This is a genomic window from Rummeliibacillus sp. JY-2-4R, assembly GCF_053847205.1.
In genome coordinates this window covers 3,827,909-3,853,500 of the sequence record NZ_CM132623.1, presented here as the reverse complement: position 1 = coordinate 3,853,500, position 25,592 = coordinate 3,827,909, and the positions used below count along the sequence as shown (strand labels likewise).

At 34.6% G+C, this 25,592-nt stretch carries 31 protein-coding genes and 3 riboswitches; of the genes, 23 read left to right on the top strand and 8 right to left on the bottom strand.

Going from position 1 to position 25,592, the window contains the following annotated elements:
* Nucleotides 1-38: 38 nt before the first annotated feature.
* Nucleotides 39-605, bottom strand: coding sequence for a histidine phosphatase family protein (locus tag ACWV26_RS18935; RefSeq protein ID WP_455896218.1), 567 nt, complete (start codon nt 603-605; stop codon nt 39-41).
* A 166-nt stretch (nt 606-771) separates the two neighbouring features.
* Between ACWV26_RS18935 and ACWV26_RS18930 the strand changes: the two genes are divergently transcribed.
* From ACWV26_RS18930 to ACWV26_RS18920, 3 genes are all read left to right on the top strand, one after another.
* Nucleotides 772-1,098 (top strand): YnfA family protein, encoded by a 327-nt coding sequence (locus tag ACWV26_RS18930; protein ID WP_455896217.1) that lies wholly within the window; start codon nt 772-774, stop codon nt 1,096-1,098.
* 40 nt (nt 1,099-1,138) lie between these two features.
* Nucleotides 1,139-1,297: a hypothetical protein gene (locus ACWV26_RS18925; RefSeq protein ID WP_455896216.1), complete on the top strand. Its 159-nt coding sequence runs from the start codon at nt 1,139-1,141 to the stop codon at nt 1,295-1,297.
* A gap of 80 nt (nt 1,298-1,377) precedes the next feature.
* Complete coding sequence (locus tag ACWV26_RS18920; RefSeq protein WP_455896215.1) at nt 1,378-1,818, top strand: SRPBCC family protein; 441 nt, start codon at nt 1,378-1,380, stop codon at nt 1,816-1,818.
* A 160-nt stretch (nt 1,819-1,978) separates the two neighbouring features.
* Here the strand turns inward: ACWV26_RS18920 and ACWV26_RS18915 are convergent, their stop codons facing one another.
* On the bottom strand, nt 1,979-2,173 hold the full coding sequence (locus tag ACWV26_RS18915) for a hypothetical protein (protein WP_455896214.1): 195 nt from the start codon (nt 2,171-2,173) through the stop codon (nt 1,979-1,981).
* Between the two features lie 288 nt (nt 2,174-2,461).
* Between ACWV26_RS18915 and ACWV26_RS18910 the strand changes: the two genes are divergently transcribed.
* The 5 genes from ACWV26_RS18910 to ACWV26_RS18890 all read left to right on the top strand — a co-directional run bounded on the left by ACWV26_RS18910 (nt 2,462) and on the right by ACWV26_RS18890 (nt 5,859).
* Nucleotides 2,462-3,352: a GNAT family N-acetyltransferase gene (locus tag ACWV26_RS18910; RefSeq protein ID WP_455896213.1), complete on the top strand. Its 891-nt coding sequence runs from the start codon at nt 2,462-2,464 to the stop codon at nt 3,350-3,352.
* Nucleotides 3,353-3,456: 104 nt separating this feature from the next.
* The gene (locus tag ACWV26_RS18905) at nt 3,457-3,936 is read left to right on the top strand and encodes a hypothetical protein (protein ID WP_455896212.1); all 480 of its coding nucleotides are present in this window, start codon (nt 3,457-3,459) and stop codon (nt 3,934-3,936) included.
* A gap of 148 nt (nt 3,937-4,084) precedes the next feature.
* Nucleotides 4,085-4,393: a hypothetical protein gene (locus ACWV26_RS18900; protein ID WP_455896211.1), complete on the top strand. Its 309-nt coding sequence runs from the start codon at nt 4,085-4,087 to the stop codon at nt 4,391-4,393.
* A gap of 201 nt (nt 4,394-4,594) precedes the next feature.
* Nucleotides 4,595-5,053: a KGG domain-containing protein gene (locus tag ACWV26_RS18895; protein ID WP_455896210.1), complete on the top strand. Its 459-nt coding sequence runs from the start codon at nt 4,595-4,597 to the stop codon at nt 5,051-5,053.
* A 314-nt stretch (nt 5,054-5,367) separates the two neighbouring features.
* Entirely contained in the window at nt 5,368-5,859 is a 492-nt protein-coding gene (locus ACWV26_RS18890) for an integrase (protein WP_455896209.1), read from the top strand.
* 53 nt (nt 5,860-5,912) lie between these two features.
* Here the strand turns inward: ACWV26_RS18890 and ACWV26_RS18885 are convergent, their stop codons facing one another.
* Nucleotides 5,913-7,175: a cytochrome P450 gene (locus ACWV26_RS18885; RefSeq protein WP_455896208.1), complete on the bottom strand. Its 1,263-nt coding sequence runs from the start codon at nt 7,173-7,175 to the stop codon at nt 5,913-5,915.
* A 203-nt stretch (nt 7,176-7,378) separates the two neighbouring features.
* Between ACWV26_RS18885 and ACWV26_RS18880 the strand changes: the two genes are divergently transcribed.
* The 8 genes from ACWV26_RS18880 (at nt 7,379) to thiE (ending at nt 13,794) form a co-directional block, all read left to right on the top strand.
* On the top strand, nt 7,379-8,137 hold the full coding sequence (locus tag ACWV26_RS18880; RefSeq protein WP_455896207.1) for a polysaccharide deacetylase family protein: 759 nt from the start codon (nt 7,379-7,381) through the stop codon (nt 8,135-8,137).
* 120 nt (nt 8,138-8,257) lie between these two features.
* A complete protein-coding gene (locus ACWV26_RS18875; protein ID WP_455896206.1) occupies nt 8,258-8,800 on the top strand; it encodes an NADPH-dependent FMN reductase in 543 nt (180 codons plus the stop codon).
* 143 nt (nt 8,801-8,943) lie between these two features.
* Nucleotides 8,944-9,450 (top strand): GNAT family N-acetyltransferase, encoded by a 507-nt coding sequence (locus tag ACWV26_RS18870; protein WP_455896205.1) that lies wholly within the window; start codon nt 8,944-8,946, stop codon nt 9,448-9,450.
* 435 nt (nt 9,451-9,885) lie between these two features.
* On the top strand, nt 9,886-10,308 hold the full coding sequence (locus ACWV26_RS18865; protein ID WP_455896204.1) for a VOC family protein: 423 nt from the start codon (nt 9,886-9,888) through the stop codon (nt 10,306-10,308).
* Between the two features lie 318 nt (nt 10,309-10,626).
* Nucleotides 10,627-10,725: riboswitch (TPP riboswitch) on the top strand.
* A 54-nt stretch (nt 10,726-10,779) separates the two neighbouring features.
* Nucleotides 10,780-10,877, top strand: a riboswitch (TPP riboswitch).
* 63 nt (nt 10,878-10,940) lie between these two features.
* Nucleotides 10,941-11,624: a thiaminase II gene (tenA, locus tag ACWV26_RS18860; RefSeq protein WP_455896203.1), complete on the top strand. Its 684-nt coding sequence runs from the start codon at nt 10,941-10,943 to the stop codon at nt 11,622-11,624.
* Complete coding sequence (gene thiM, locus ACWV26_RS18855; RefSeq protein ID WP_455896202.1) at nt 11,611-12,363, top strand: hydroxyethylthiazole kinase; 753 nt, start codon at nt 11,611-11,613, stop codon at nt 12,361-12,363. The genes tenA and thiM overlap by 14 nt, the downstream gene beginning before the upstream one ends.
* Nucleotides 12,360-13,184 (top strand): bifunctional hydroxymethylpyrimidine kinase/phosphomethylpyrimidine kinase, encoded by an 825-nt coding sequence (thiD, locus tag ACWV26_RS18850; RefSeq protein ID WP_455896201.1) that lies wholly within the window; start codon nt 12,360-12,362, stop codon nt 13,182-13,184. The genes thiM and thiD overlap by 4 nt, the downstream gene beginning before the upstream one ends.
* The gene (gene thiE / locus ACWV26_RS18845) at nt 13,171-13,794 is read left to right on the top strand and encodes a thiamine phosphate synthase (protein ID WP_455898303.1); all 624 of its coding nucleotides are present in this window, start codon (nt 13,171-13,173) and stop codon (nt 13,792-13,794) included. The genes thiD and thiE overlap by 14 nt, the downstream gene beginning before the upstream one ends.
* An 87-nt stretch (nt 13,795-13,881) precedes the next feature.
* Here the strand turns inward: thiE and ACWV26_RS18840 are convergent, their stop codons facing one another.
* Genes ACWV26_RS18840 through ACWV26_RS18830 form a run of 3 tightly spaced genes read right to left on the bottom strand, consistent with a single transcriptional unit; the run spans nt 13,882 to nt 15,538 of the window.
* Nucleotides 13,882-14,214: a YrdB family protein gene (locus ACWV26_RS18840; RefSeq protein WP_455896200.1), complete on the bottom strand. Its 333-nt coding sequence runs from the start codon at nt 14,212-14,214 to the stop codon at nt 13,882-13,884.
* A gap of 25 nt (nt 14,215-14,239) precedes the next feature.
* Nucleotides 14,240-14,815 (bottom strand): TetR/AcrR family transcriptional regulator, encoded by a 576-nt coding sequence (locus ACWV26_RS18835; protein WP_455896199.1) that lies wholly within the window; start codon nt 14,813-14,815, stop codon nt 14,240-14,242.
* A 27-nt stretch (nt 14,816-14,842) separates the two neighbouring features.
* On the bottom strand, nt 14,843-15,538 hold the full coding sequence (locus ACWV26_RS18830; protein ID WP_455896198.1) for an MBL fold metallo-hydrolase: 696 nt from the start codon (nt 15,536-15,538) through the stop codon (nt 14,843-14,845).
* Nucleotides 15,539-16,013: 475 nt separating this feature from the next.
* Between ACWV26_RS18830 and ACWV26_RS18825 the strand changes: the two genes are divergently transcribed.
* The 4 genes from ACWV26_RS18825 to ACWV26_RS18810 all read left to right on the top strand — a co-directional run bounded on the left by ACWV26_RS18825 (nt 16,014) and on the right by ACWV26_RS18810 (nt 19,966).
* Nucleotides 16,014-17,819: a carbon starvation CstA family protein gene (locus ACWV26_RS18825; RefSeq protein WP_455896197.1), complete on the top strand. Its 1,806-nt coding sequence runs from the start codon at nt 16,014-16,016 to the stop codon at nt 17,817-17,819.
* A gap of 471 nt (nt 17,820-18,290) precedes the next feature.
* Nucleotides 18,291-18,626, top strand: a complete 336-nt coding sequence (locus ACWV26_RS18820) for a DoxX family protein (protein WP_455896196.1) — start codon at nt 18,291-18,293, stop codon at nt 18,624-18,626.
* 254 nt (nt 18,627-18,880) lie between these two features.
* Nucleotides 18,881-19,390, top strand: coding sequence for a YfiT family bacillithiol transferase (locus ACWV26_RS18815; RefSeq protein ID WP_455896195.1), 510 nt, complete (start codon nt 18,881-18,883; stop codon nt 19,388-19,390).
* Nucleotides 19,391-19,492: 102 nt separating this feature from the next.
* Nucleotides 19,493-19,966 (top strand): DinB family protein, encoded by a 474-nt coding sequence (locus tag ACWV26_RS18810; RefSeq protein WP_455896194.1) that lies wholly within the window; start codon nt 19,493-19,495, stop codon nt 19,964-19,966.
* 147 nt (nt 19,967-20,113) lie between these two features.
* Here ACWV26_RS18810 and ACWV26_RS18805 read toward each other — a convergent pair whose 3' ends face one another.
* Nucleotides 20,114-20,503 carry a VOC family protein gene (locus ACWV26_RS18805; protein ID WP_455896193.1) on the bottom strand — a complete coding sequence of 130 codons (390 nt, stop codon included), beginning with the start codon at nt 20,501-20,503 and terminating at the stop codon, nt 20,114-20,116.
* 20 nt (nt 20,504-20,523) lie between these two features.
* Nucleotides 20,524-21,174, bottom strand: coding sequence for a YdeI/OmpD-associated family protein (locus tag ACWV26_RS18800; protein WP_455896192.1), 651 nt, complete (start codon nt 21,172-21,174; stop codon nt 20,524-20,526).
* Between the two features lie 128 nt (nt 21,175-21,302).
* Here ACWV26_RS18800 and ACWV26_RS18795 point away from each other — a divergent pair, with 128 nt between their 5' ends.
* The 3 genes from ACWV26_RS18795 (at nt 21,303) to ACWV26_RS18785 (ending at nt 25,519) form a co-directional block, all read left to right on the top strand.
* Nucleotides 21,303-22,178 carry a hypothetical protein gene (locus tag ACWV26_RS18795; protein ID WP_455896191.1) on the top strand — a complete coding sequence of 292 codons (876 nt, stop codon included), beginning with the start codon at nt 21,303-21,305 and terminating at the stop codon, nt 22,176-22,178.
* A 203-nt stretch (nt 22,179-22,381) separates the two neighbouring features.
* Entirely contained in the window at nt 22,382-23,089 is a 708-nt protein-coding gene (locus tag ACWV26_RS18790) for a YjjG family noncanonical pyrimidine nucleotidase (protein WP_455896190.1), read from the top strand.
* A gap of 337 nt (nt 23,090-23,426) precedes the next feature.
* A riboswitch (cyclic di-AMP (ydaO/yuaA leader) is annotated at nt 23,427-23,575 on the top strand.
* A gap of 135 nt (nt 23,576-23,710) precedes the next feature.
* Nucleotides 23,711-25,519, top strand: coding sequence for an APC family permease (locus ACWV26_RS18785; protein WP_455898302.1), 1,809 nt, complete (start codon nt 23,711-23,713; stop codon nt 25,517-25,519).
* Nucleotides 25,520-25,592: the final 73 nt, after the last annotated feature.

Sequence of the window (25,592 nt, the reverse complement as noted above, 5' to 3'; positions counted from 1 at the left end):
TAAAAAAACAAAAAGGATGGATACATTCTCTCCATCCTTTATGATAGGTTTTGAAGTTGTTCTAAAGGAATTCTTGCTACGATCTCATAACCATTCCCTCTTCCAAGTGGCTTCACAACAACTGTTCCCATATACGGGATACTACCTAAGCCAAGGCCGTTTGGAAAACTATGAGCAATGATCACTCTATTTTTGCCAGCGCTTGGGGGGATTTCTAGTACTGATTGGAGATCATTTAAAATCATAAGTTGTTCCCACCAGTTTAAATGATTACTTAAAGTATTGATTTCATATCCTAGTCTATCTGCTTGTATATTCGTGCCGCCAAAGGCTAGTGAAGCAGTTTCCATGGTTCGGCATAAGGGGCTAGCTTGGATAGGATATTCTATAGGTATTTGCAATCTTCTTAATGTATTTCCATACAGTATAGCTTGACTCCTTCCTGTTTCGGACAAATTTCTTTGTGTATAACAATTCGAAAGATCAATATATGGTTGATCCATCCCTACATTTGCTTCTCCGTGTCTAGCATACAAAATATATCCACCTTGTTTTAGAGAATTTAGTAACGATTGATTTTCTCCTTCATTTTGTAGATTATTCAATTGTTTTTCTCCTTCCGATTAAACACATATCTTACTATATTGTTTACGCCCACATTAATTAGTGATGGTAGCCTAGAGCTTTACATATTTTCTCATATTTTCTTTTTAATAATGGAAAACGCTATAATGACTAATATATGAGTATGGTAATTGAGGAAGTGAATGTATGTTTTATGCAATTATGTTATTTATATTGGCAGGTCTTGCAGAAATAGGTGGAGGCTATTTGATTTGGTTATCGTTAAGAGAAGGAAGGCCTTTCTACTGGGGAGTTATAGGGGGAATTGTTTTAGTGATATATGGTGTGATTGCTACATTTCAACACTTTCCATCTTTCGGTAGAGTCTATGCAGCGTATGGTGGAGTATTTATAGTTCTATCTATTTTGTGGGGATGGGGAATTGATAGAAAAACGCCAGATTTATATGATTTTCTTGGAGCAGCTATCTGTCTAATTGGGGCTTCGATTATTTTATTTGCACCACGTCACTAAAGATAATGATAATAAATAATTGTTTGTGAGGCAGGTTATTATGTCAGAGGAACAGAAAGTGAAAAAGAAAAAGAAGGAAAATAATAGTATAAAAGATTTCTTTAGTGAAATTTTGGGATCGATTATTGGCGAAGTAATTTTTAATATACTTCTGTTTATACCAAGAATGATAGTCAAAATGCTAAAAGCCATTTTTTAATGAGTACTAATTGAAAAGAGTTTGTGCAAAATAGTAGTAGGTTCAAAACTTAAGGGACATCGAAAGGTAGGTTGGATGATATGGATATGCAAGTAACGACGAAATTAAAAATAGCTAAACCAGTTAATGAGGTATTCGAAGCAATAGTAGATCCACAAAAAATGGCCAATTATTGGTTTTCATCAGGTTCGGAAAGAGTAGAGAAAGATAAAAGGATAACTTGGAAATATGATGAATATGATGCAGAAGTAACTGTATATGTATTAGAAGTGGAGGACAATGAGAAAATTATATTTAAATGGGGTAGTCAAGAGGAAGAAACGGTTGTAACAATCGCATTTACCCATTCGGATAATAATAATACAATCATTGAAGTAACTGAATCTGGCTTTAAAGAAGGCGGCACGAAAATACTAAACAAAATGATAGGCCAAAAAGAAGGTTGGGTATATATGTTGACCTGTCTAAAAGCTTATTTAGAGAATGGCATTAATAATCTCAGAGCATCATTAGTCTTTTGATGAACTGGTGCTTTTGTTAACTTCTAAAGAGAAATATTTAATCGACTAAAAGTAAATAAAAAAATTTGCGAATTCCATTACTCGGGAATTCGTTTTTATTTGAGGAAAATGAATCTGATAAAACCCTTGAAGATACTAAATAGAATTCATGCTTATTGATTTATTTTCTTAGTGAGAATAACTTAAAAAGTTGAATTCTCTTTTTATCAATAATTTGCAGTTCCTCTTTGATGATATGATGCTCATGCTTTGCAATCCATTGCTTTAACTCAGTTTTGTCTTTGCAATTTGTTAAGTAAATTTGGCCGTTTGTACCTACAGCATTCACTGTATATCTATTGTTAGTTTGTCTCATATACTTTCCACCTTTTTAAGAAGATTTAAGAAATTCATAGAATTCTTTCAAGGTTTTTAAATTGTTTTATGAGGCGCTATCAGCCTGAGGAAAATAATATATGATATTCGAAATGATTGCAATAGATATTAATAGTAAATTACATAATTGAAATATGCTAAATAATTGACAAAAAATATGAATAGTAAATATTCTACTTGCTAAATAGAATATGAGTGGACTAAATCGCATAGAAGAAAACTGTATAGAATAAACCAACTAACAAAATGATTTTGAAAAGAGGTTTCTATGGCAAATTATTCATTAGTAAGCGACTATAAACACAATAAGGTATATAGGGAAAGCTTTAATAAATTGGCGAAACTTGTGTTTGGGATAGATTTTAACAAATGGTATGAAAAAGGATATTGGAACGATGATTATATTTGTTACTCATTTGTTAATAAAGAACAAATCATTGCAAATGCTGCAATTAACAAAATGACAATTGTATTAAAGGATCAAGAATATAAAGCCATACAAGTAGGAACCGTGATGACACATCCCAATTATCGTAATCTGGGTCTATCTAGAAAATTATTGAATTATATCATTGAAAAATATGAAGAGGAATATGATTTTATTTACTTATTTGCTAACGATTCAGTTTTAGATTTTTACCCGAAATTTGGATTTAATAAAGTATTAGAAAGTAGTTTTACTTTAAAAACATCAAGTTTAAAAAAACATCAAGCTAACTCAGACGTAATTAGGCGTTTAGACATAAATGCTCAAGAAGATTTCCAAAAGATTAAAGAATTCGCCAAAAAAAGAGTACCTGTATCGTCAACTTTAAGCGTGAAGAACAATGAACACCTATTAATGTTTTATATAATTCAAGTATTTCATGATGCAATTTATTATAGCGAAGAAGATGATATCATCCTACTTTTAAAACAAGATACCAATCATCTCCATATATTTGATATAATCAGCGCAAAAAAGGTTAACTTGGATAAGATTCTAAATAAAATAGTTTCAGAACATACAGAACAAGTACATTTCCATTTCACGCCAGATTACGATTGTGAAAGCCTCCACATAGAGTATATTATGAATCATGAAGATACATTGTTTGTACGACCATTATTAAAAAATGTGCCAAAGCATTTTCTATTTCCTTTAACCTCACACGCATGAAAATGAAAAGAGGAAATTCCTATGTAAACATGCATCAAATGATAAAAGTGATGTTACAATATGGGGAAATATTAAGGGTTAGTTATATGATTGGGAGAGTATAGATGGAGTTTTTTTATGCTATTAAAGGAAATACTTTTATCAGGGATCGTTATTATAAAGTTTATATTAAACAAGAGGAATTATGGTTAGGGCAAATCGGAAGACAACTCTATGGAATGAAGGAACTAACTTTAAATAGAGGATTAGATATAATAGTTGTAAAAATCTTATATAGTTTGTTTAGAAGAGTATGGATTGTACCAAGAGGAAAAAAGATAGAAGAAGAATTCGATCGAATCAATTCACGTGAACAGTTTTTGAAGAAAAAAGGAAACAATGTGATTAGATTTGATGCGATTGTTGAAGTAACAATCAATGAATTGCAATCGTGGCATACATTAGATGACAATGGTGGAACATTAACTTTGAAATTAATTGATGATAAAGAGCTCAAACTTATTTTAGTAGAAAAAACAAATTTAGATTCCATAGAGAATATTTTTCAATCGATACCTGTGAAGCGAATTGATTATTGGTGGTAAGTATGAAGAAAAGAAGTATTCTTTTGAATCTTTTAGTTTGTGTTAAATAAGATAATAAAGGCTTTTTGAAGATTAACGCAGTTAGGTTTATTTCCCTCCCAAGAGCGGTATGAAGTAAATAATTCTAGTGAGAAGGAGGGAATACTTAATGACTCAAGAAGTAACCATTCAATTATCGGATCAGCAAGTTAAAGAACTTAGTCGCAGAGCACAAATAGAAAATACATCCTTGAAAGAATTAATAACACGAATTATTGAAAATGATATATTGGATTCAATCAATTCGGTTTCATCAGCAGGAATAGAAGAGGAATCGAATTCGCTGCTAACTCTTAATCATGAAATCGCGGCGAATGAAGCAATTTCTACTGAAGCGCAAAGACGCCATGCATTAAGTAAAGAAAATGAAGTGAAATTTTCGCAACATGATGGCTCAGAAGGCCGCCCAAATCCATAAAAAGAAATAATTAAAAGTCGGGTAGAATATAATCATTATTCTACTCGATTTTTTAACTATAATTTTTGATTTCTACTATCTACTAACATATTAAAATTCTAAAAATAAATGTTTACTCTTTTAGAAGAGGGGAATATAAAAAGTGAGCTTACAATAATAAGTTCAAAATAAAAAAAATTAAAATTATGGGAGGAATTTCTAATGGCTAAAGAAAACAATCGCAACAGAAACAATGATGGTAACATGACTGTAGAAGAAGCGGGACGTAAAGGCGGAGAAGCTACCTCCAGAAATCATGATCGTGAATTTTATGAAGAAATTGGCCGAAAAGGCGGAGAAGCAACAGCTGAAAACCACGGTCGTGAATTTTATGAAGAGATTGGCCGAAAAGGCGGAGAAGCAACAGCTGAAAACCATGACCGTGATTTCTACGAAGAAATAGGTCAAAAAGGCGGAGAAGCGACAGCTGAAAACCATGACCGTGATTTCTATGAAGAAATTGGTCAAAAAGGTGGAGAAGCAAGAAGCAACCAACGCAATAACAATGATAACGACGATAACCAAAATGATGACGATCAAAAAATGAGTAGAGAAGAAGCTGGTCGAAAAGGCGGAGAAGCTAGAAGCCGGAATCGCCGTAGCAAGAATGATGATAAATAAAAGTTATTCTATGATTAATTTCTTAGGTTAAAAAGCGAGTTCAAAATAATACTAAGTAAAGGTGTTTGTAGTTGGATTGACCAACTACAAACACCTTTTTTGTTTTTAAAATTATTTTTATTGACATATTTTAGTTGAAAATACATAAATAATAGTATATAGTATATCTCGTTTGGTAAATTTTTGCGTTTTTTATTATTATTAAGTTTCTTTTATGCAAATAGAATATAAGGGGAAATGACAATATAATGAAGGATCATTCTATAGATAAATATCTTTTTGAGATAATTCTTTCTACTATGAATGCTTTGGAGATGGACTTAGAACTTAGACAAGATCATTCAGGAATTAATATGAGCTATAATTTTATTAGGAATTATATCGGGTTTGATGCCAAGCGTTTAGAAGAGGCAAAGAATGAATTACAATCCCTGGTTCCACTTGAAGTTTATGTAAAAACTATTACGATGCATGAATTAGGCCATGCAATCGATCGCGAGGCGTTACTTGCTTCACTTTCAAAAACACTTGAGTTTTTCGAAATGAAAGATCAATATACGTTAAGTGAGATTTACAATGATGAGCAACTTTTAGCGTCACTTCTTGATGAACATCAAATGAATATCACTTTTGAAGAAACTGCTTGGGACAATGCAGAAAAGTTCAATCAAATATTACATCTTGTAGATGAAAATACTTTTAATATGATAAGAAAACATAGCTTAGCAACATATAATGACTTATATCAAGAAGATTTACAGCTTTACAATGAATTAGTGATGAATCATACTTTAAAACCTGCATAAGGATTTTAGAAAAGGACCTATAACATGGTCCTTTTCTTTTTGTAATTTGCAGACTAAATTCTAACTTTTGGACTCACATTTTGAAGGATTATCTTACTGTTGGGGATACTAGGCATGTTGTTTAAGCTAAAACTTATATCTTGAGTTGGAAATTCATAATCCAGTTTATTGACGAGATACTCTAAACTGACTTTCATCAGCTCGTTTGTTGCCCATTCACCAGCACATCGATGTCCCAAAAAATAATCGCCGCCTCCTTGAGGAATCAATTCAAAAGGGCTTCCTTCCCAATTTGCAAAACGCTCAGGATAGAACAAATTAGGGTTCTCCCAAATTTCGGGATCATGATTCGTGCCGTAAAGGTCTAGCAGTGTTAATGTATCTTTTTCAAAATGATAGTCATTCCATATAAAATCTTCTTTTACTAAAGCGGCAACAAATGGGATAAACGGATAGAAACGGCGAACCTCTTGTATGAACATATGAGCATACTCTTTATGATCTTCAAGTTTTCTCTTTTTATTAGGATATTGATGGATTGCATGTGCGAGAAAATTGATAAAGATTGAAATAGCCACCATAGGGGCAAGTATATTTAGAATTTCCACAGTCGCTGTTTTGCTATCGATGCGGTTATCCTCTGCATCACGATACATAGCAAATTTGTGCAAAATCGTTTTTTCATCCACAACAACTGTACCTTCTTGAATAGAATCAATGAGTTCACAGAGCCACTTTTCTACACGATTGCGCGCATTTTTAGTAAATAAACTATTTAACCCTATTGTTGCTGGGGACTCGAACATAGCTACTAAATCTTTTGTTAATTGTTCTATTTGGTCTTTGGGTATTGGAATACCGGTCCATTCACATGCTATCTTGCATAGGATTTCTTGTGCTTCTTCATATAAAATAACCTGATCTTGTTGTTTCCACTTATCAATGACCATTGCCCATTGATTATCCGCAATTTCTGTTAGCTTTTTTAGATCATCGGGTGTCATCACAGACATGAACATTTCCTTGCGCCTTTTATGTGCATCTCCATCCAATGTTAGTACACTATTCTCGCCAAACAATGTTTTAACCACTTTATTAGGAACTGCATCTTTTCTTTTGAACTTTTTATTATCATAAAATAATTCTGCAGCTTCTTTTCCAGTAATACAAATTACTTTTTTACCAAGTAAACGAGTTTCGAAAATAGGCGAATGGAACTGGTCACGCCTGTTTGAGATATACAAATATCCTTCTTTTAAAAGGCTGATGCTATGATCGATTCCTTCATCTTTAGGTATTGGATTAATATTTGACATTAGATTTTCTCATCTCCTGTTTTAATCAAAATACAACTTAATATCAATTCTTACCTTTTTCTTCATAAATAAACGTAAGAATTACATTTTGAATAAACTTCCAATGCATTAAATGTAAATACTTTTAAGGGCATAATTTGTTTAGTTCGGCAAATATTAAAGTCACAGTGTTCTTTTGAAAAAAATTAAATGGGGGTGATATTTTGAAACGAAACAATATAATAATTTTGACTGTTAGCGTTTTGGTCATCTCCATATTTTGCGCAAGGTTTAGTTATGCAGCGGATAAGGGTAGAAGATATTATGAGCAAACGGGTCAAGTGTTGTGGGATATTCAAACAGAAGAGAAAGTAATTGCTTTAACATTTGACGATGGCCCAGATCCAAGATACACTCCCGAAATTTTAGAGTTACTTTCTAAATACCATGCAAAAGCCACCTTTTTTGTATTAGGTAAAAGCGCAGAAAAATACCCTGAAATTATTAAACGTCAATATAAAGAGGGACACGAATTAGCAAACCATACTTATTCCCATATGTTTAAGGCAAGATCACCAAAACTAGATGAAGAACTTGAAAAAACGAATAGTATTATTAGTGGCATTACGGGATTTTCACCGACACTTTTCCGTCCTGTTGGTGGAATTTATACAGATGAAATGATTAACACGGCGCAGAAAAATGGTTTTAAAGTCGTTATATGGTCGTGGCATCTAGATACACAAGATTGGAAAAACCCAGGAGTTAACAGGATTGCGAAAAAAGTATTAGACGGGGCATCACCAGGAGATGTAGTTCTTTTTCATGATGGGGGCGGTAATCGCTCACAAACCATTAAAGCGCTAGAACAAATATTACCTAAGCTAGAGGAAGAAGGGTATAAATTTGTCACTATATCTGAGCTAATGGGAGATGAAGGGGATATAAATCACCATATTACTAAAGAAAGTAAAAATAGATAAGGGTGGGAATTTCATCCTTATCTGTTTACATATTGTACATCCTTATTATGCAAATTAGTTGAAATTATCTCGAATTACGAATATTCTTGTATAGAAATAGTTTGTATAGGAGGCAATACCATGAAAGTAGTTGCAATTGTTGGTAGTATTCGCAAAGAGTCTTATAATATGATGTTAGCTAAGTTTGTTCAAAAACATTTTGCAGACAAATTTGACTTAGAAATTTTAAGTTTAAATGAACTTCCAATGTATAACCAAGATATCGAAAATGAAGCACCTCAAGTTGTACTTGATTTTAAAGCAAAAGTAAAAGCTGCTGATTCTGTTCTTTGGGTAACACCAGAATATAATTCATCTATCCCAGGCGTCCTTGGTAATGCAATTGACTGGTTATCACGTGTAGATAAAGTGATGATTGGTAAACCATCTTGGATTATGGGTGCGTCAATGGGCATTCTTGGAACAGTAAAAGCACAAATGCATTTACGCGATATTTTATTTGCACAAGGTCTTGGCTCACCTGTTCTACAAGGAAACGAAGTATATGTTGGAGCAGCTCATACTAAATTTGACGCTGAAGGAAACTTAACAGATGAAGGTACAGTGAAATTCTTAGAATCCGTAGTTGGTAACTATATGGAATGGATGAGAATGTATCTTTAAAAGTAAATAAGTTTTATGAAGAGATGGTGTTCTACTAATGTAGAAATGCCATCTTTTTTATATGATAAACTTTAACATTCTCTAATGCTAATTATCCGAATAGTATGTAAAATAAAATGATAAAAATTTAAGGAGGATCACATTTGAAAAATTATGTGGAAATAGAAGAATTGAAATTTATGGATAAAGAGATAATTGAACTTTCAAGCCTTTTAAAGGAAGTTGTGGATGAAGGGGCATCAATCGGTTTTTTACCACCTTTAAAACTTGAAGATGCAGTTTATTATTGGAAAAATGTATTAAATTCGACTGTTAAATTATTTGTTGCACGAATGGACGGTCAAATTGTAGGGAGCATTCAATTATTCTTAGAATCAAGACAAAATGGCACCCACAGAGCAGAGATTGGAAAATTAATGACCCATCCTCAGTTCAGAAGATCAGGGATTGGGCGTCAACTTATGCAAATTGCAGAAAAACAAGCAAAATTAGAAAATAGATCACTTATCTTACTCGATACTAGAGAAGGAGATCCTTCAAATAAGTTATATCAATCTTTAGGCTTTATGGAAGCAGGGAGAATTCCTTTGTATGCAAAATCTGCTAATGGCAATTTAGATACTACGGTTTTCTACTATAAATGTATTTAAATACTAGGAGGGTCTATGGAAACTGAATGGTTAAGAACTTTTATAATGGCAGCTAAAACAGAGAATTTTGGGGAAACAGCAGAAAAACGCTTTATTACACAATCTACCCGCAGCCTAAATCTAAAATAGTTTCTCCTTTTTGGGTGCAAGTACTTCAACTAAACCGCCACCAAATTTCGAAACAAACTCGTGTTTTTGATCATATAAAACTGCATTCCATTTACTCATTTAATCAGCTCCTTTACACGAGGATAACAGAGAATTTGATTGTAGAGATATTATTGAAAAAGGGATTTTGATTCCAAAGTGGAATATTAGATTTGTATTCGAATCAGCCTAATTGCTGAAGGTACTTCTATTCATCCTTTGTTATAATGCTTAGTAGTTAATTGGTAAATTTTTAAAAATATAGATGAGAGACAAGGGGATGAAGGGATGGATAGTAATTGGCCAAATGGAATGAAAGTAGCACAAATTAGAATTGCACGCCCAACCGATCAACTTGAAAAAGTAGTGGATTTCTATTGCAAAGGAATAGGGTTGAAAAATATCGGCTCATTTGAGGGGCACAGGGGATATACAGGGGTAATGATTGGACTTCCTGGCTTTGACTATCATTTAGAATTCACTCAACATAGAGATGGTAGTCCCTGTCCAGCTCCTACAAAGGATAATCTGCTAGTCTTCTATATTCCTGACCATAAAACAATTGAACAAATCACATATAGGTTAAAAAATATGGGGTATGGTCCTGTTAAACCAGAGAACGGTTATTGGGAAGAATCCGGCGTTACAATTGAAGACCCAGATGGATGGAGAATTGTCTTGATGAACACCTCTGGTATTGGTGAAGAATAAAGTGAAAATGAAACTTCAATCATTGGGGTTCACTCCCACTGATTGTTAGTCCCGTTCTACTGTCGCTAAGATCACAAGCGTACGCTTGCAATCAATCGACAGTACGAACCCGATTGGTTCAACTAGACCTCTGCTAACGCATCGGTAAGTTTCACTGTATCTTACCAATCAGGCTTTTACGGGCAGTTTTTTCACAACCTTGCACTTCTTTGAAATTTCTAAACCTTAAGGTGGGAATCTTACTGCCCGTTACTGCGGGATAAAAGGTAAATTTATCCTTGAGTAGCTGCATGATAAATGCTACGATAAAGCCAACTTAAATATTTGCAGGGGAACGTGAATCGCGTTGAGAAGGTAAAACCTGACCCTTAGAACCTGGCAGTTAACACTGGCGTAGGGAGCAAAGTACATAAATAGTAACTTTTGTACAGTAGCTCGCTTAGTTTAGCGAGCTTTTTTGTACCCAACCAAATATTTATGCGGGGGGACACTTTTGTGTTGAGAAGGTAAAACCTGACCCTTAGAACCTGACAGTTAATACTGACGTAGGGAGCAATGACTAACTTTAAAGTCTCTATGTCGATACATAGAGACTTTTTGCATTCTACGGTAATTCACGAGGAGGACTTAGAATGACATTTTGTGAGGAAGTAAGAAAAGAGACAGATTTATACTTCGAAGGAAGCTTTGAACATCCGTTTGTCAAAGGATTGGTTGAGGGTACATTGCCAATTGAAAAATTTAAGTTTTATATGATGCAAGATGCCTTTTATTTAAAGCATTATACGAAAGTGCTTGCTATTGCGGCATCAAAGGCTAATACAAATGAAGACACGACATATTTTCTAGAAAACGCGCGTTATATCAATGAAGCTGAGCTTGAATTACATCGTACAGTATTTAAAGAGCTTGGTGTTACTGAACATGAACTTGAAATATTTGAACCAGCACCAGCCGCATACAACTATGTAAGCCATATGTACAATGCAGCTTATAATGGTGATGTTGCGGAAGCCTTTGCAGCCATGTTCCCATGTCCTTGGTTGTACCAAGAGATTGGAGAAAAGTACAAAGATCTAAAACCTGGTATCAAGCTTTATGAAGAATGGATTGCCATGTATAGCAACCCGGATTATGAAGAAAAAATCGAATTACAAAAATCCATGATGAATCGTTTTGCGGAAGAACAACCCGAAAAAGTTCAGCTATTTAAAGCACACTTCAAAAAGAGTTGCTATTATGAGTGGAAGTTTTGGGAGATGCCTTGGACATTAGAAGATTGGAAAGGTGAAGTGGCAAATTATGAGTATATCTAAAATTCGAAAGGCAAGCCCGCTTGTTCATTGTATTACGAATTATGTTGTAGCAAATTTTACAGCGAATGGCCTCCTTGCAATAGGTGCTTCTCCTGTAATGGCGGATGAAGCGTCAGAAGTAGAAGAAATGGTTTCAAACGCATCCGCATTATTACTTAATATTGGAACAATCAATTCACGTACAAAGGAAGCGATGCTGCTTGCAGGTCGTAAAGCAAATGAGAAAAGAATACCCGTTGTTCTTGATCCAGTTGGCGTAGGGGCTACAACTTACAGGCAACAAACTGTACAGGAATTACTGCAAACAGTGAAATTTAATTTAATCCGTTGTAATGCTGGTGAACTAGCAAGTATTGCAGGTGTAAAATGGCAAGCGAAAGGTGTAGATAGCGGCATTGGTGAAATCGATGTTGAAAAGGTAGCCAAACAAGTTGCGCAAAAGTTTAATTGCATGGTGATTGTAACGGGTCCTTCAGATATTTTAACGAATGGAGAGCAAACGTATAGTGTCGATGGAGGAAATTTGTTAATGACACAAGTAACAGGAACAGGCTGCTTGCTGAGTGCTGTTTGTAGTGGAGCATTAGCAGTAGAGGGTGATCCATTGACTGTTTTACGTGATGTTTTGCAAGACTATAAAACTGTTGCAGAGCTTGCCTCAACAACAAATCAACTTGGCTCTTTCCAAGTGGAAGTTCTAAATGCATTACATGATATTTCTAGAGGTGAACAACGATGAACATAGTAATGACTATAGCTGGATCAGATAGTAGTGGAGGCGCAGGAATTCAAGCGGACTTAAAAACATTTCAAGAGCTCGATGTCTTTGGTACATCTGCAATCACTGCCTTAACAGCACAAAATACATTGGGTGTGGAAGGAATCTTCCCTACATCTGCTGAATTTGTTCAACAGCAAATAGAAGTGGTAATACAAGATTTACCTGTAAAAGCTGTTAAAACAGGGATGCTTTTTTCTTCAGAAATTATTGAAGCTGTTGCAAAGAGCCTAAAGGATCAAGATATTCAGCTTGTTATAGATCCAGTCATGATTGCAAAAGGTGGTGCATCGCTTCTTCAAACGGAAGCGGTGAATGCTTTAAAATCTTCATTGTTACCTTTAGCCACAGTACTTACACCAAATATTCCAGAGGCAGAGGAAATTAGTGGAGTTACTATCAGATCAGCAGACGATATAGAACGCGCTGCTAAAGTAATTCTTGATATGGGCGTAGCTTGTGTTGTGATGAAAGGTGGACATTTAGAAGGAATCGATGCAATTGATACGGTTTACTTCCAAGATGGCACTTCATTCTCCATGACAACAAAGCGCATTGATACAAAACATACACATGGAACTGGCTGCACATTTTCGTCTGCTGTTACTGCATTTTTGGGACGAGGTTATACTATCCGTGAAGCAATTATTGAAGCAAAGAAGTTTGTGCAATTAGCTATTCAAAATCCTTTAAACATTGGTCATGGCCATGGTCCAACAAATCACTTTGCCTATCAAAATGGAAACGGAATTTGTGAGGTGATAGTTGTTGAATCGAAATGATTTATCGGTTTACTTTATAATGGGGACGCAGAATTGCGTTGATCGTCCGCTCGATGTGTTAGAAGAAGCGCTTAAAGCAGGAATCACCTTTTTCCAATTACGTGAAAAAGGTGATGGTGCATTAAAAGGGCAAGAACTTGAGCAGTTTGCATTAGCCTGCCAAATGTTATGTAAGCACTATCGTGTTCCTTTTATTGTAAATGATGATGTAGAACTTGCTTTGAAGATCAACGCTGACGGGGTACATGTGGGACAGGACGATATTGCTCTCAAAAAGATACGTACAAAATTTGAAGGCAAAATTGTAGGCGTTTCAGTTCATACAAAAGATGAATTAGAACAAGCTGTTTTAGGATTTGCAGATTATGTTGGGATTGGCCCGATTTATGAAACCAAATCTAAAACTGATGCAAAGAAACCTGCAGGCGTAACTTTTTTGCACGAGGCAAGAGTAATGTATCCAGAATTTCCGATTGTTGCAATCGGTGGAATTACAGAACAAACAGTGCCAGAAGTACGACAAGCTGGAGCTGATGGAGTAGCTGTAATTTCAGCTATCTGCCATAGTACAAATCGGAATAAAACGATACAAGCCTTTTTGAATAATTAAATTATATAAATACCAATACCACTTTCTATGAGTAAGAACTCCGAAAGTGGTATTGATCTATTGTTTTGTTTATATAAGGCAATAATTTTATGAACCATAATAGAGAAGAACTATTTTATTTACAATGAAAATTCCACCGAAAACATATGCTAGAACGACTTTATTAACGTTTATCAATAACACAACAGGCAGTAGGAAAATGATCATTTCTACTACGAAATGGGCTGCTATAGGTAACGTGAAACTTGCGTTAGGTGAACCAAACATAGCCCAAATTATTGCAACCATTAGTGGAACTGAAATGCAAAATATACTTTTTTGAATAGCTGTATTTCCCACTTGAAATCCCCAATAACCATATATCAAAAGACCAAATAGTTCGATAAATAGGCGTAATCCAATATTCATCATCTCAAACATTTTTGGACCTCTTTCTATTTAATCTTCAGCCTTCATTTGCAATAGAATGTATTCCTTTTATAAAAGTATCAATCAATATTGTAAAGCTTTGGTCAATATCTAAGGGTATTTCAAACCCACCTGATTGTTCAATTGACGTAAATCCATGAAGAATACTGCGTAATCCTCTTACAGTATGAATTTCCATTTCCTCTTGTAAGTTATAAAATGCTAAAACTTTCGTTACAAGCTCTACGATTAGTTGTTGTTGATGTTGCAATTCTTTATCTTCTTTATCTGGAAATCGCGTTGTTGCTTCGTAAAGACCTGGATGGTTTCTAACGAATTGAACATGGGCATGACTGATTGATCGAATGGCTTCATCGCCTGATTTTCCTATCGCTGCATGGGTCATGTATTCATAAAGTTTTTTTAGACCACAAATAGCTAATGACTGTCTCAATTGTGCAAGACTATTGACATGATTATATAAGGAAGGTGGACGAATCTGTAGTTCTTTGGCAAGTAAACTAAAAGATAATTTGTCTAGCCCCTTTGCGTCAACTAGTTCTGTTGTTTTTAGAAGAATCGCATTAAAATCCAACTTCTTTCGAATGGCCATATTTGCTTAACTTCCTTTCCTCCAAGCCTAAGAAGCTTCAATAATAGCGCGTTTTATAACCTGCACAGGTTTTTCAATCATATCTCCATGACCAACTGCTAACAAACTGGGATTTAGACTTAGAAGTTTTTCTGCGCTTTCAATTGCTAATTCTTTATTCCAAGTTCCGAAGGCTGGAAATGGGAATGTTGGTTTAATAACGCCTGAAACGGCTATGCCACCTCTAACTTGAAAAGCATCACCAGCAATTAAGTTGCCAGATCTTGTATCGAATAACGCAATAGAACCAGGTGTGTGTCCTGAGGCTGTGACAACTTCAAGTGAACCTATAAGATTTCCGTCTTTCAGCAATATATCAGGTTTTGTTTGAATTTTCTTTGGAACGCCACCTCGAATTGGTGAAGTTGGTTCACCATCCAAAAGTGTTTTATCTCCATTTAACAATCGAGCATCACGCTTCGAAATACTTACAGTGACATTTGGTAGTAAAGCCTTTAACGTATCCAAGGAACCAACATGATCACCATGAGCATGTGTCAGAACAATGTTTGCGATAGGTTTTCCTATCTGCGCGGCAGCCTTTATAATTCCTTTTGCACTAAAGGAAAGTGCCGTATCGATTAGCGTAAGACGATCGTTTTCTTCAATTAGGTAACAATTTACAGGAAAAAGCCTCGGCATAAAGCACAGTTGATAGATAGAACCAATTTTTGTGATTTTCATTTTGTACTCCTTTCTAAACTAATTGCATTCATTTCTTAACTAATATCGTTAGTTTATGCTATTCCATAAAGTGTTGATACCTTAAGTGGGATTAATTAATAATAATTTTACAAAATAACTAGGGATATTTTGTTTTACTTTATCCAAAGAAATTAGCTAGGGAATGATAAGTGATACAGATAATATAACAAGAGACGCCGTTTATCATGCCATTTTAAGGGAATTTATATTATTTTTCTATATATAATTAATAAAAATGTGTGAAAAATAATGTTTTGCGATATCTTTTTAGCAATTATACAGATATGTTAATGTTGAATAATAAAATTGAAAAAATATAAAAAACTCTTTATCTATCACTTTATACTGTTATATAATAGATTTATTCTAAAAATTCTATATTTTCAACTTTTTATAATTAGTGAACGTATAGATTCATATTATTATGTTGCATGAGTCAAAAGGAGATGAAAAAATGAACGCGGTTTCAGTTGTTATTGGTTCTATTTGTATTTTAGTAATTGCATATCGTCTTTATGGATATTTCTTTACCAATAAGGTTTTGAAAATTGATGATTCAAAACCAACACCAGCACATGAGTTGGCAGATGGTAAAGACTATGTTCCAACTAATAAGTGGGTAACCTTTGGGCATCATTTCGCTGCAATAGCTGCAGCAGGTCCACTAGTTGGTCCAATTCTAGCTGCGCAGTTTGGTTATTTGCCAGGATTATTGTGGTTATTGATCGGAGCTGTCATTGGGGGAGCAGTCCATGATGCTGTTGTTTTATTTGCTTCTATGAAGAAAAAGGGGAAATCTTTATCAGAAGTAGCAAAAGATGAACTTGGACCTGTGGCTGGTTTTTGTACTGGTTTAGCGATGTTATTTATTATTACGATTACAATGGCTGGTTTGTCGATGGTTGTTTTAAATGCACTTGTGCATAATCCTTGGGGAACTTTTGCCGTTGCAATTACCATTCCAATTGCAATGCTTGTAGGTATTGCTTATAAAAAGACTGGCAATCTAGTTGCCACTTCTACATTAGGATTTATATTATTAATGGTTGGCGTATTTATGGGACCTTATATAAAAGATACTGTATTAGGGGAATTTTTGAATTTTGATATTAAGACTCTGGCTATTATTTTACCTATATATGCATTCTTTGCAGCAGCATTACCAGTGTGGTTATTATTAGCGCCACGTGATTATTTAAGTAGTTTCATGAAAATTGGTGTATTTATTGCATTAATTATAGGTGTATTCTTTGTCAATCCAATTATTCAATTCCCAGCATTTACTCCATTTATCCATGGTGGCGGACCAGTAATTGCGGGTCCTGTATGGCCATTCGTATCCATCACAATTGCTTGTGGTGCAATTTCAGGATTCCATGCATTTGTAGGGTCTGGTACAACACCAAAGATGATTAATAAATGGGAAGATATACGAGCAATAGGTTTTGGTGCGATGCTTGTTGAATGTTTAGTGGGGATTATGGCATTGATTGCTGCAACAGCATTAATGCCTGGTGATTACTTTGCTATTAATTCAAGCCCAGAAGTATTCAAAACATTAGGAATGCAAACTGTACATCTACCTGAACTTTCTCAGGAGATCGGAATGGATTTAGAAGGACGTACAGGAGGAGCTGTAACACTAGCTGTCGGAATGAGTTATATTTTTGCAAAGATTCCATGGTTCTATGACATGGCAGCATATTTCTATCAATTCGTTATAATGTTCGAAGCCGTGTTCATCTTAACTGCAATTGATGCAGGAACACGTGTAGCACGTTATTTAATCCAAGATTTCTTTGGCGATGTATATAAACCTTTAAAACGAGTTGATTGGTTACCTGGTTCAATATTTGCAAGTGCTCTTGCTTGTTTCATATGGGGGTATTTATTGTACTCTGGCGATATTAGCTCAATTTGGGTATTATTTGGTGTATCCAATCAGCTAATGGCAACCATTGGGTTAGTAATTGGTACGACGGTAGTCTTGAAAATTGCGGACAAACGCTGGTACGCACTAACATGTTTAGTTCCTTTAGTTTACTTATATGTGACAGTAAACTATGCAGGCTACTGGATGATTAAAAACGTCTACTGGAACTCAGCTTCTACTGGTTATAAACCATTAAATGGTGTGCTATCTGTCATCATGCTTTTACTGGGTCTCATTGTCGTCGTATTCGCCATAAAGAAATGGACTGAATTATGGAATAGCCCTAGATTCAGAAAAGTAAAGAATTCTAATACAAGAGCGGCTTAATAATAAAAGAGAACTGGTTGTTCAAAGTCTTCAAAATTGCTTTTCTATTAAAAATAGAAAAGCAATTTTTTTATGATATGAGATGTAGGCCTTATTTACAGTTCACTATTTCGCCTTCGTAATAAAGTAAAAAGTCGATTATAATCTATTTTTGACTTCTGCTTCTAAACTCTTAAGCCTCGGACTATGTATATAGTAAAGCATTTATCCCGCATTAACTGGTTTTTGACTCTCGCCTCAAAGCTTTAGAGAATTCGAAAAAGCAGCGGTTGAGATAACTGCCCGTAAATGCCCGATTGGTTCAACTAACAATCAGTGGGGGATGGCCAACTAAAAACGCCACGACAATCACAACATTAGCACTAGTACGTCCTGTACGTCGGAACCCCCACTGATTGAAGTTTCACTTTACTATGTAATAGAGGAGGAGTTGCGATTTTAAAGAAATCTCTAATTGGACTAATTCAACTATTGTTGGCACTTGCATTCTTGTATTTCGGCTATAAGAAATTAATGTCAAACCCAATGATTGTTAAAAATTTCACCGAAGTCTATGGTTATGGAAAGTTAATAATGTATGGAGTAGGAGCCATTGAAATCACATCAGCTATTGGATTATTGATCGGTATTGTAAAAAAAGGTTTTATACCGATTTCTAGTGGAGCATTGGCTGTTTTAATGGTCGGTGCCACTACAACACACTTAATGGTAGGACAAGGTGTTGAAGCTGCATTAAAGCCCTTTATATTCTTTGTACTAAATGTAGTAATATTTTTAGTATCAACTAGTGAAAGTGTAGAAGATTAGATAAAGGTACCTTATAGCTCGCTCCTTACTAAAATGGAATATAGTAATATACTTTTTGATAAAGGGCTATCTAGAAAAGACTTTTCTAAGATGGCCTTTTTATGCGACTGAATATTTGATATTAATTATTTATAGAAATTATAAAGTGATATAATGTAGAAAATTACGATATAAATCTTTAAATCGAAAAGATAAAGTTGCTATGTACATATGAATTTCAAAATTAAATAGTAAAAGAAAGTGAGGTAAACGTAATGGCAAATGAACGATACCCAATTGGTGAGTACCAAAGCGAAGAGGTTATTTCGAGCGACAAAATAGCACAATGGATTGAGGATATTCGAATCCTACCAGATCAATTAAACAAGGCTGTTAAAGGCTTGAGTGATGAAGAACAACAAAAAACATATCGCGAGAATGGATGGACAATTCGCCAACTCGTGCACCACATTGCGGATTGTAGTATGAACAGTTATATTCGTATTAAACTTGCCCTCACAGAGGAAACGCCAACAATTAAACCTTATGAAGAAGCAGAATGGGCAAAGTTGCCAGATTATGATTTACCTATTGGCGGTCAACTAAAACTGATTGAGGGTCTTTTTGAAAGCCTCATTTATTTACTGGAAAACTTGAATGATGAACAATTAAAGCGAACATTGAACCATCCCGTAGGTGGTATCTCTTCAATAGAGGAAAATATTAGTTTCACTGCATGGCATGTGAAACACCATTTAGCACATATTCAAAATGCATTAAAATAGAAGATATGTTAAAAGGATATAACACCTTTGAAAATCGCATGTGTTTGAGCATTTCGATAAGATGGAATTCTTACTAATTGTTTATTATATGGAGGGATCGGTATGTATCGGAAAATAGATGATTTTCTAGAAGATTGGACAGTATCCTCAGAAGGAACGCTAAAAGTTTTAAAAGCTATTACAAATGATAAATTCGACCAAGCAATTGTAGAAGGTCATAATACACTAGGTTGGTTAGCATGGCATTTAGTTAGTGTTGGTGCAGCGTTCGGCCATTTAGCGGAACTACAAGTACCTGGACCAGGGAAAAACCAAGAAATGCCAACAGATATAGCGGAGATTATCGATGCTTACGAACAACTTGCAGAAGGCTTTAAAAAGGAAGTAGCCAAATTAACTGATGCGGGCCTAGAAGAAGCAGTTAACGGCTTTGGAGGCCCAACTTTGCGTGGTAAACTACTACGTTCGTTAATCGACCATCAAACACACCACCGCGGACAAATGACAGTTTTACTTCGTCAAGCGGGACTTCCAGTACCTGGAGTATTGGGACCAACAAAAGAGATGCAACGATAATAAGAAGGCATTCATATTATTGATGCCACATCATGTGTCAATGGCTACCTCAGTCTGACACGAGGAACTTCTATAACAACAAAAGAATACACTTATAGTAAATGAAAGTAAAAGAAGGCAATCCAAAAGAGGATGCCTTCTTTTTGATTAAACGGAAGGATTATAAGTGAATTGCCAAGACACGCCAAAACGGTCTTGAATCCAAACAAATAGTTCAGAGAAGCCATAGTTGTTTAATTCCATTAATGGAATTCCACCATTAGAAGCTACTTCTTTTGCATAGCGTTCAATTTCTTCTTTTGTGTCACATTCTATAAAGAGTGAGATGGAAGGAGTAAAACTGAAATTGTGTTTAATCGGACTATCGTTCAACAATAGTTGATAACCTTTAAAGTCAAGCACAGCCATTGCTATTTGCGTGGAATCTGGCATATATGAAACGTTCGCCACATGAAGGTCCGGAAACCATTGTTGATATTGCTCGATTGCTTCTTTTCCTTGTCCTTGGAACATTAAAAACGATTTAACATCTTTCACTTTGTCATTCTCCTTAATGATTATGAATTTTTTTGTGCTTGGCGGTAAAGATCTTTTGTTTTAAACCCTTGACCTAAAATTTTTTTCATTTCCTCTAACCGATTTTGCTTCGTTTCTTCTTTTTTCGCACTGTATACATAGCGTGCCCAATCTTTTTGATATCCAGGTGTTAGCGACTCATAAAATGAAAATAGTTCTTGGTCTTGTGATAAAAACTCCCTCACTTTTGGAATCATTTGAATATAATCATCGACACATTGACTTTTAATTGATTTCTTCTTTCCTTTTTGCTTGCTATCCACTTTAATAGTTAATATGGAGAATGTATCATTTAAAGAGGAGAGCATGGCGAATTTATAATCGCTATTTGCAATATATTTTTGTTCATCTACTGCTATTGCAGGAAATATTTCATCTCGATGAATGAAAGTATTGTACATTTTATTTCCTTTTTTAGGATAGACTAAAAATAGGTATCCTTGTTCGGTAATTAATTGATTGTCGATACATAGTTTTAAATATGCAGTGAGTTCTTCTATTGTAAATACAAATGCAATCACGCGGTTATATGGCTTTGCTGTTGAAGTTTCTATATCTTCTAATGTGAACGAATCCGGTGCATTATGAATATAAACGTTTGAATCTATAGTTAGTTTGAATTTTGAGTGCATTTTACCCCTCCTTTTATTATCAATTATGCCATAAATGTTTAGGTTTTCCTTGAATAATACCATGCAATGTTTATAAACAATAGGAGAGGGAATTGTAAAAAATAACAGAAGAAAAAGAGGTGCTTATAATGAAATATCCTGCGAAGGTCGTAAGTTGCTTTTTGGTAGTAAATTTATTGGGCGCTTGTTCAGGAAACGCAAATCAAAATACAGATAAAAGCAATACTGATAATGAAAATGAAAAAACAACAGTAGTTGAGAAGAGTGAAAATAGTAAAACAACAAACTCAACAGGTAATATTAATCCTACAGGAACAACTAATCCTAATGCAGAAACAGAAAACCCAAAAGATGTTCAATCAACAACAGAAAATGAAAATAAGAATGACAGTGTCATTGCTTCTATAAGAAAACAATTAAAAACTGATTTACCAGTGCTTGTTCCGAATAAACTTCCTATAGAGAACGGGAAATATCTAACAGCAAAAACAACAACAAGTAATAATCAATACACAATCGTTTACTATCAAACAGATAAGAATACACCAGTTAATGATAAAACTTTGGATCAGGCTCCGAAGGATTCGGTGGTTGCTAAGTATGAGGTGAAAAAGTACAGTAACGAAAAAGAAGCAAACGATGTCATCGGTTTTGAAGATTTTAGCAAAACGGGTGGACAAAAGGTGAGCCTTGGTCATAATATCATAGGTTACCAAGATGCAGCTGCAGGATCTCAATTTACTGGATGGAATGAAGGAAGATGGGCAATTGCCACTCAGGCAAGAACAACTAATCCTGAAAAAGGTCTTGATCTGGCAAAACAAGCGGTAGAATTTTTAGAAAAAAATACATTACCAATACCAAAGCCAAATGGTTCAATTCATTTAAGTTCCACATCATCAACTGGGAATACGGTGAAATGGCAAAGTAATGCAATTGTTTACTCAATTGAAAATGTAAAGGATCCAATAGAAGCTTTGCGAATTGCTACATCGGTTAAATAGAAATATGTATACTATAATTTGAGTGAAAATGAGGTTACCTATATAGGGCCTCATTTTCATTTTGGATATTTTCCACTTTAAGATTATTCTTCATAAGAAAAGGTAAGAAGGTTAGAAAAAAATATAAAAATTATATTACAACTAGTCTATGTCTTTTCCCCTTAATTTCTGTTATAACTAAAATAGTATTGGGGGGGAATATTTTGAGCAAATATCAAACATTATTATTTGATGTAGATGATACATTATTAGATTTTGCAAGTGCAGAGAATGAAGCTTTGCATCGTCTATTTGCTGAAAATGGCCTAGATTTAACAGATGATGTAGAAGGTTGTTATAAAGAGATTAATCATGGTTTATGGGCTGCATATGAACGTGGAGAGATTTCACGTGAAGAAATTATTAATACACGTTTTGGCCTTCTTTTTAAAGTGTATGGCAAAGAAGTCGATGGCAAGAAAATGGGCGAACGTTATCAAGCGTTATTAGCGGAAAATCATGATTTTATCAATGGTGCAAAAGAGTTAATTGAAAATGTATCAACGAAATTCCATTTATACATTGTGACAAACGGTGTATCAAAAACGCAATATAAGCGATTAACTGAATCTGGCCTATATCCATATTTCAAAGATATATTCGTATCAGAGGATACTGGCTATCAAAAGCCGATGAAGGAATACTTTGATTATGTATTTGCGCGAATTCCAGAGTTTGATCATGAATCTACTTTAATCATTGGAGATTCTCTTTCATCTGATATGCAAGGTGGCTTGCTTGCAGGGATTGACACTTGTTGGTTTAATCCACATCTTAAGCAAAATACTACAGCCATTCGACCAAAGTATGAGATTAAAAGTTTAGAAGATTTACACTCGATTCTTAAAGAGCAACCTATTCTTGTAAAATAAAAAACAGCATGGTCTTTGTAATAAATATGCAAAGATTATGCTGTTTTATTTTTGCGATTAATATTGATGTTAACATCTGCGGAGTTTTGGGTATTTAATTTATGAATTAGTTTATATATATTATCCGCAACTATTAGAAAAGCATTTTACCTTTGAAATTTTTTGCTAAACAAAGTCGCATAAAAAGCTTGAATGGAAGAATACTTAATACTTTCTAGTTAGCTTCAAATGGATTCCAAAAAATAATTCAAAACACCCAAAAAAGTATGTATTTGACTATTTACTTTTCAAAAAAATAAGCGTACTATTACCTCACAAATTATGTTTTAAGTTTCATATTTCTAAATCGCTGAAGTTAATTCCGCGGGGGAACCGATTACGTCCGGATGTATAGTTTACATCCTTGGGGTGAATCCTTTTAAAAGGTAGGGCTACTTCATAGTCCGAATCCGACAGCTAACCTCGTAAGCGTTAGAAGAAGAAAAGTGGAGCTTGTTAGGCAAAACAATAATGTCTACAAGTCTTTTTCGTAATGACTTGTAGGCTTTTTTCTTTTTCATTCAGCTTTGAATGTGAACCAATTTTTTTAGAGAAGGATGTTTTCAAGTGAAATTAAAACGAATGTTAATCGGAAGACCTTTAAAATCAAATGAGTTAGGTGAACAAAAACTAAGTAAAACGAAGGCACTTGCTATCTTGTCATCTGATGCTTTGTCTTCTGTAGCATATGGACCTGAGCAGATATTAATCGTATTGATGACTCTTGGAGCAATCGCGTTTTGGTATTCCATCCCAATCGCAGCGTTTGTTGTTGTACTATTAGTAGCATTAATCTTGTCCTACAGACAAATTATATTTGCCTATCCACATGGTGGCGGTGCGTATGTTGTTTCTAAAGAAAATTTAGGCATAAATCCTGGTCTTGTTTCAGGTGGATCCCTTTTAGTGGATTATATTTTAACAGTTGCTGTTAGTGTATCAGCAGGTACGGATGCAATTACGTCAGCGTTTCCAATTTTGCACACATATAGAGTGGAAATAGCCATTGTATTTATATTAATTTTGACCATTATTAATTTAAGAGGTGTCACAGAATCGGCTTCAGTCTTAGCTTATCCTGTTTATCTATTTGTTGCAGCATTAGTTCTTTTAATTGTAGTAGGAATTTACAAAATCATAACAGGACAATTCTCTCCTGATCTTCATGCAGCAATAGGAACACCTGTTGCGGGAGTGAGTCTATTCATCCTTTTAAAAGCATTTGCTTCCGGAAGTTCTGCTTTAACAGGTGTTGAGGCAATTTCGAATGCGATTCCTAATTTCAAAAATCCAGCTCCTGTCAATGCATCCAAAACGCTAGTGATTATGGGAGGATTACTTGCAGTCTTATTCTGTGGAATCGTATTTCTTGCCTATTATTTAGGTATCACTCCTAGTCCAACAGAAACCGTTGTATCGCAAATTTCAAAAGAAGTCTTTGGACGCACATTCTTTTATTTTGTTATTCAAGGGGTAACGGCGCTTATATTAGTATTGGCAGCTAATACTGGTTTCTCTGCATTTCCGTTACTTGCTGTAAATCTGTCAAAAGATAGATATATTCCTAGAATGTTCCAAGTTAGAGGCGACCGTCTTGGCTATTCTAATGGGATTATTATGTTAGGTGTATTTGCAATGATTCTCATCTTGTTTACACAGGGTTCAACAGAGAAACTAATCCCTTTATATGCTGTTGGGGTATTTATACCATTTACTTTAGCTCAGACGGGTATGATGGTGAAATGGTGGAGAGAAAAGCCAAAAGGATGGATTGGTAAATTTACGATAAATACAATTGGTGCTGTCATCTCATTTGTTGTAGCGATGATTTTCTTCATCACTAAATTTGATCATGTTTGGCCGGTGCTTATCTTTTTACCAGTGTTAATTTATATGTTCCATCGTATTAAAAACCATTACATTTTGGTGGGGGAACAACTTCGTGTTGATAAATTGAACAATGTGCTCCCATCTATTGATGGCAATGTTGTCTTGTTACCAGTTGGAGGAATCAGCAAGGTTGTTGAACATTCGCTAAGCTATGCAAAATTACTATCGCCTGAGCATCTAATCGCCATCTATGTAGCGTTTGATAAAGAGGATCTGCACGCATTCGAAGAAAAATGGGAAAAAAGATTTCCTGATGTCAAACTGTTAGCACTTTATTCGCCTTATCGCAGCTTAATATCACCTCTTACAAAATTGGTTGATAAAATTGAAAAAAAAGCAAAGCAAGAAAATCGCCAAGTTTCAATTGTTATTCCGCAGTTTATACCGAGAAAGGGATGGCAAAACATATTGCATAACCAATCAAGTTTACTAATCCGAACTTCACTACTCTATAGAAGAAACGTAGTAGTTATTACTGTTCCTTACCATTTGAAAAAATAAGTAAACATTAAAATTTTAAAATAAAATGTTTTATAAGAAGGAAAATGGGAATAGTAACAGTATGCAAATTAGT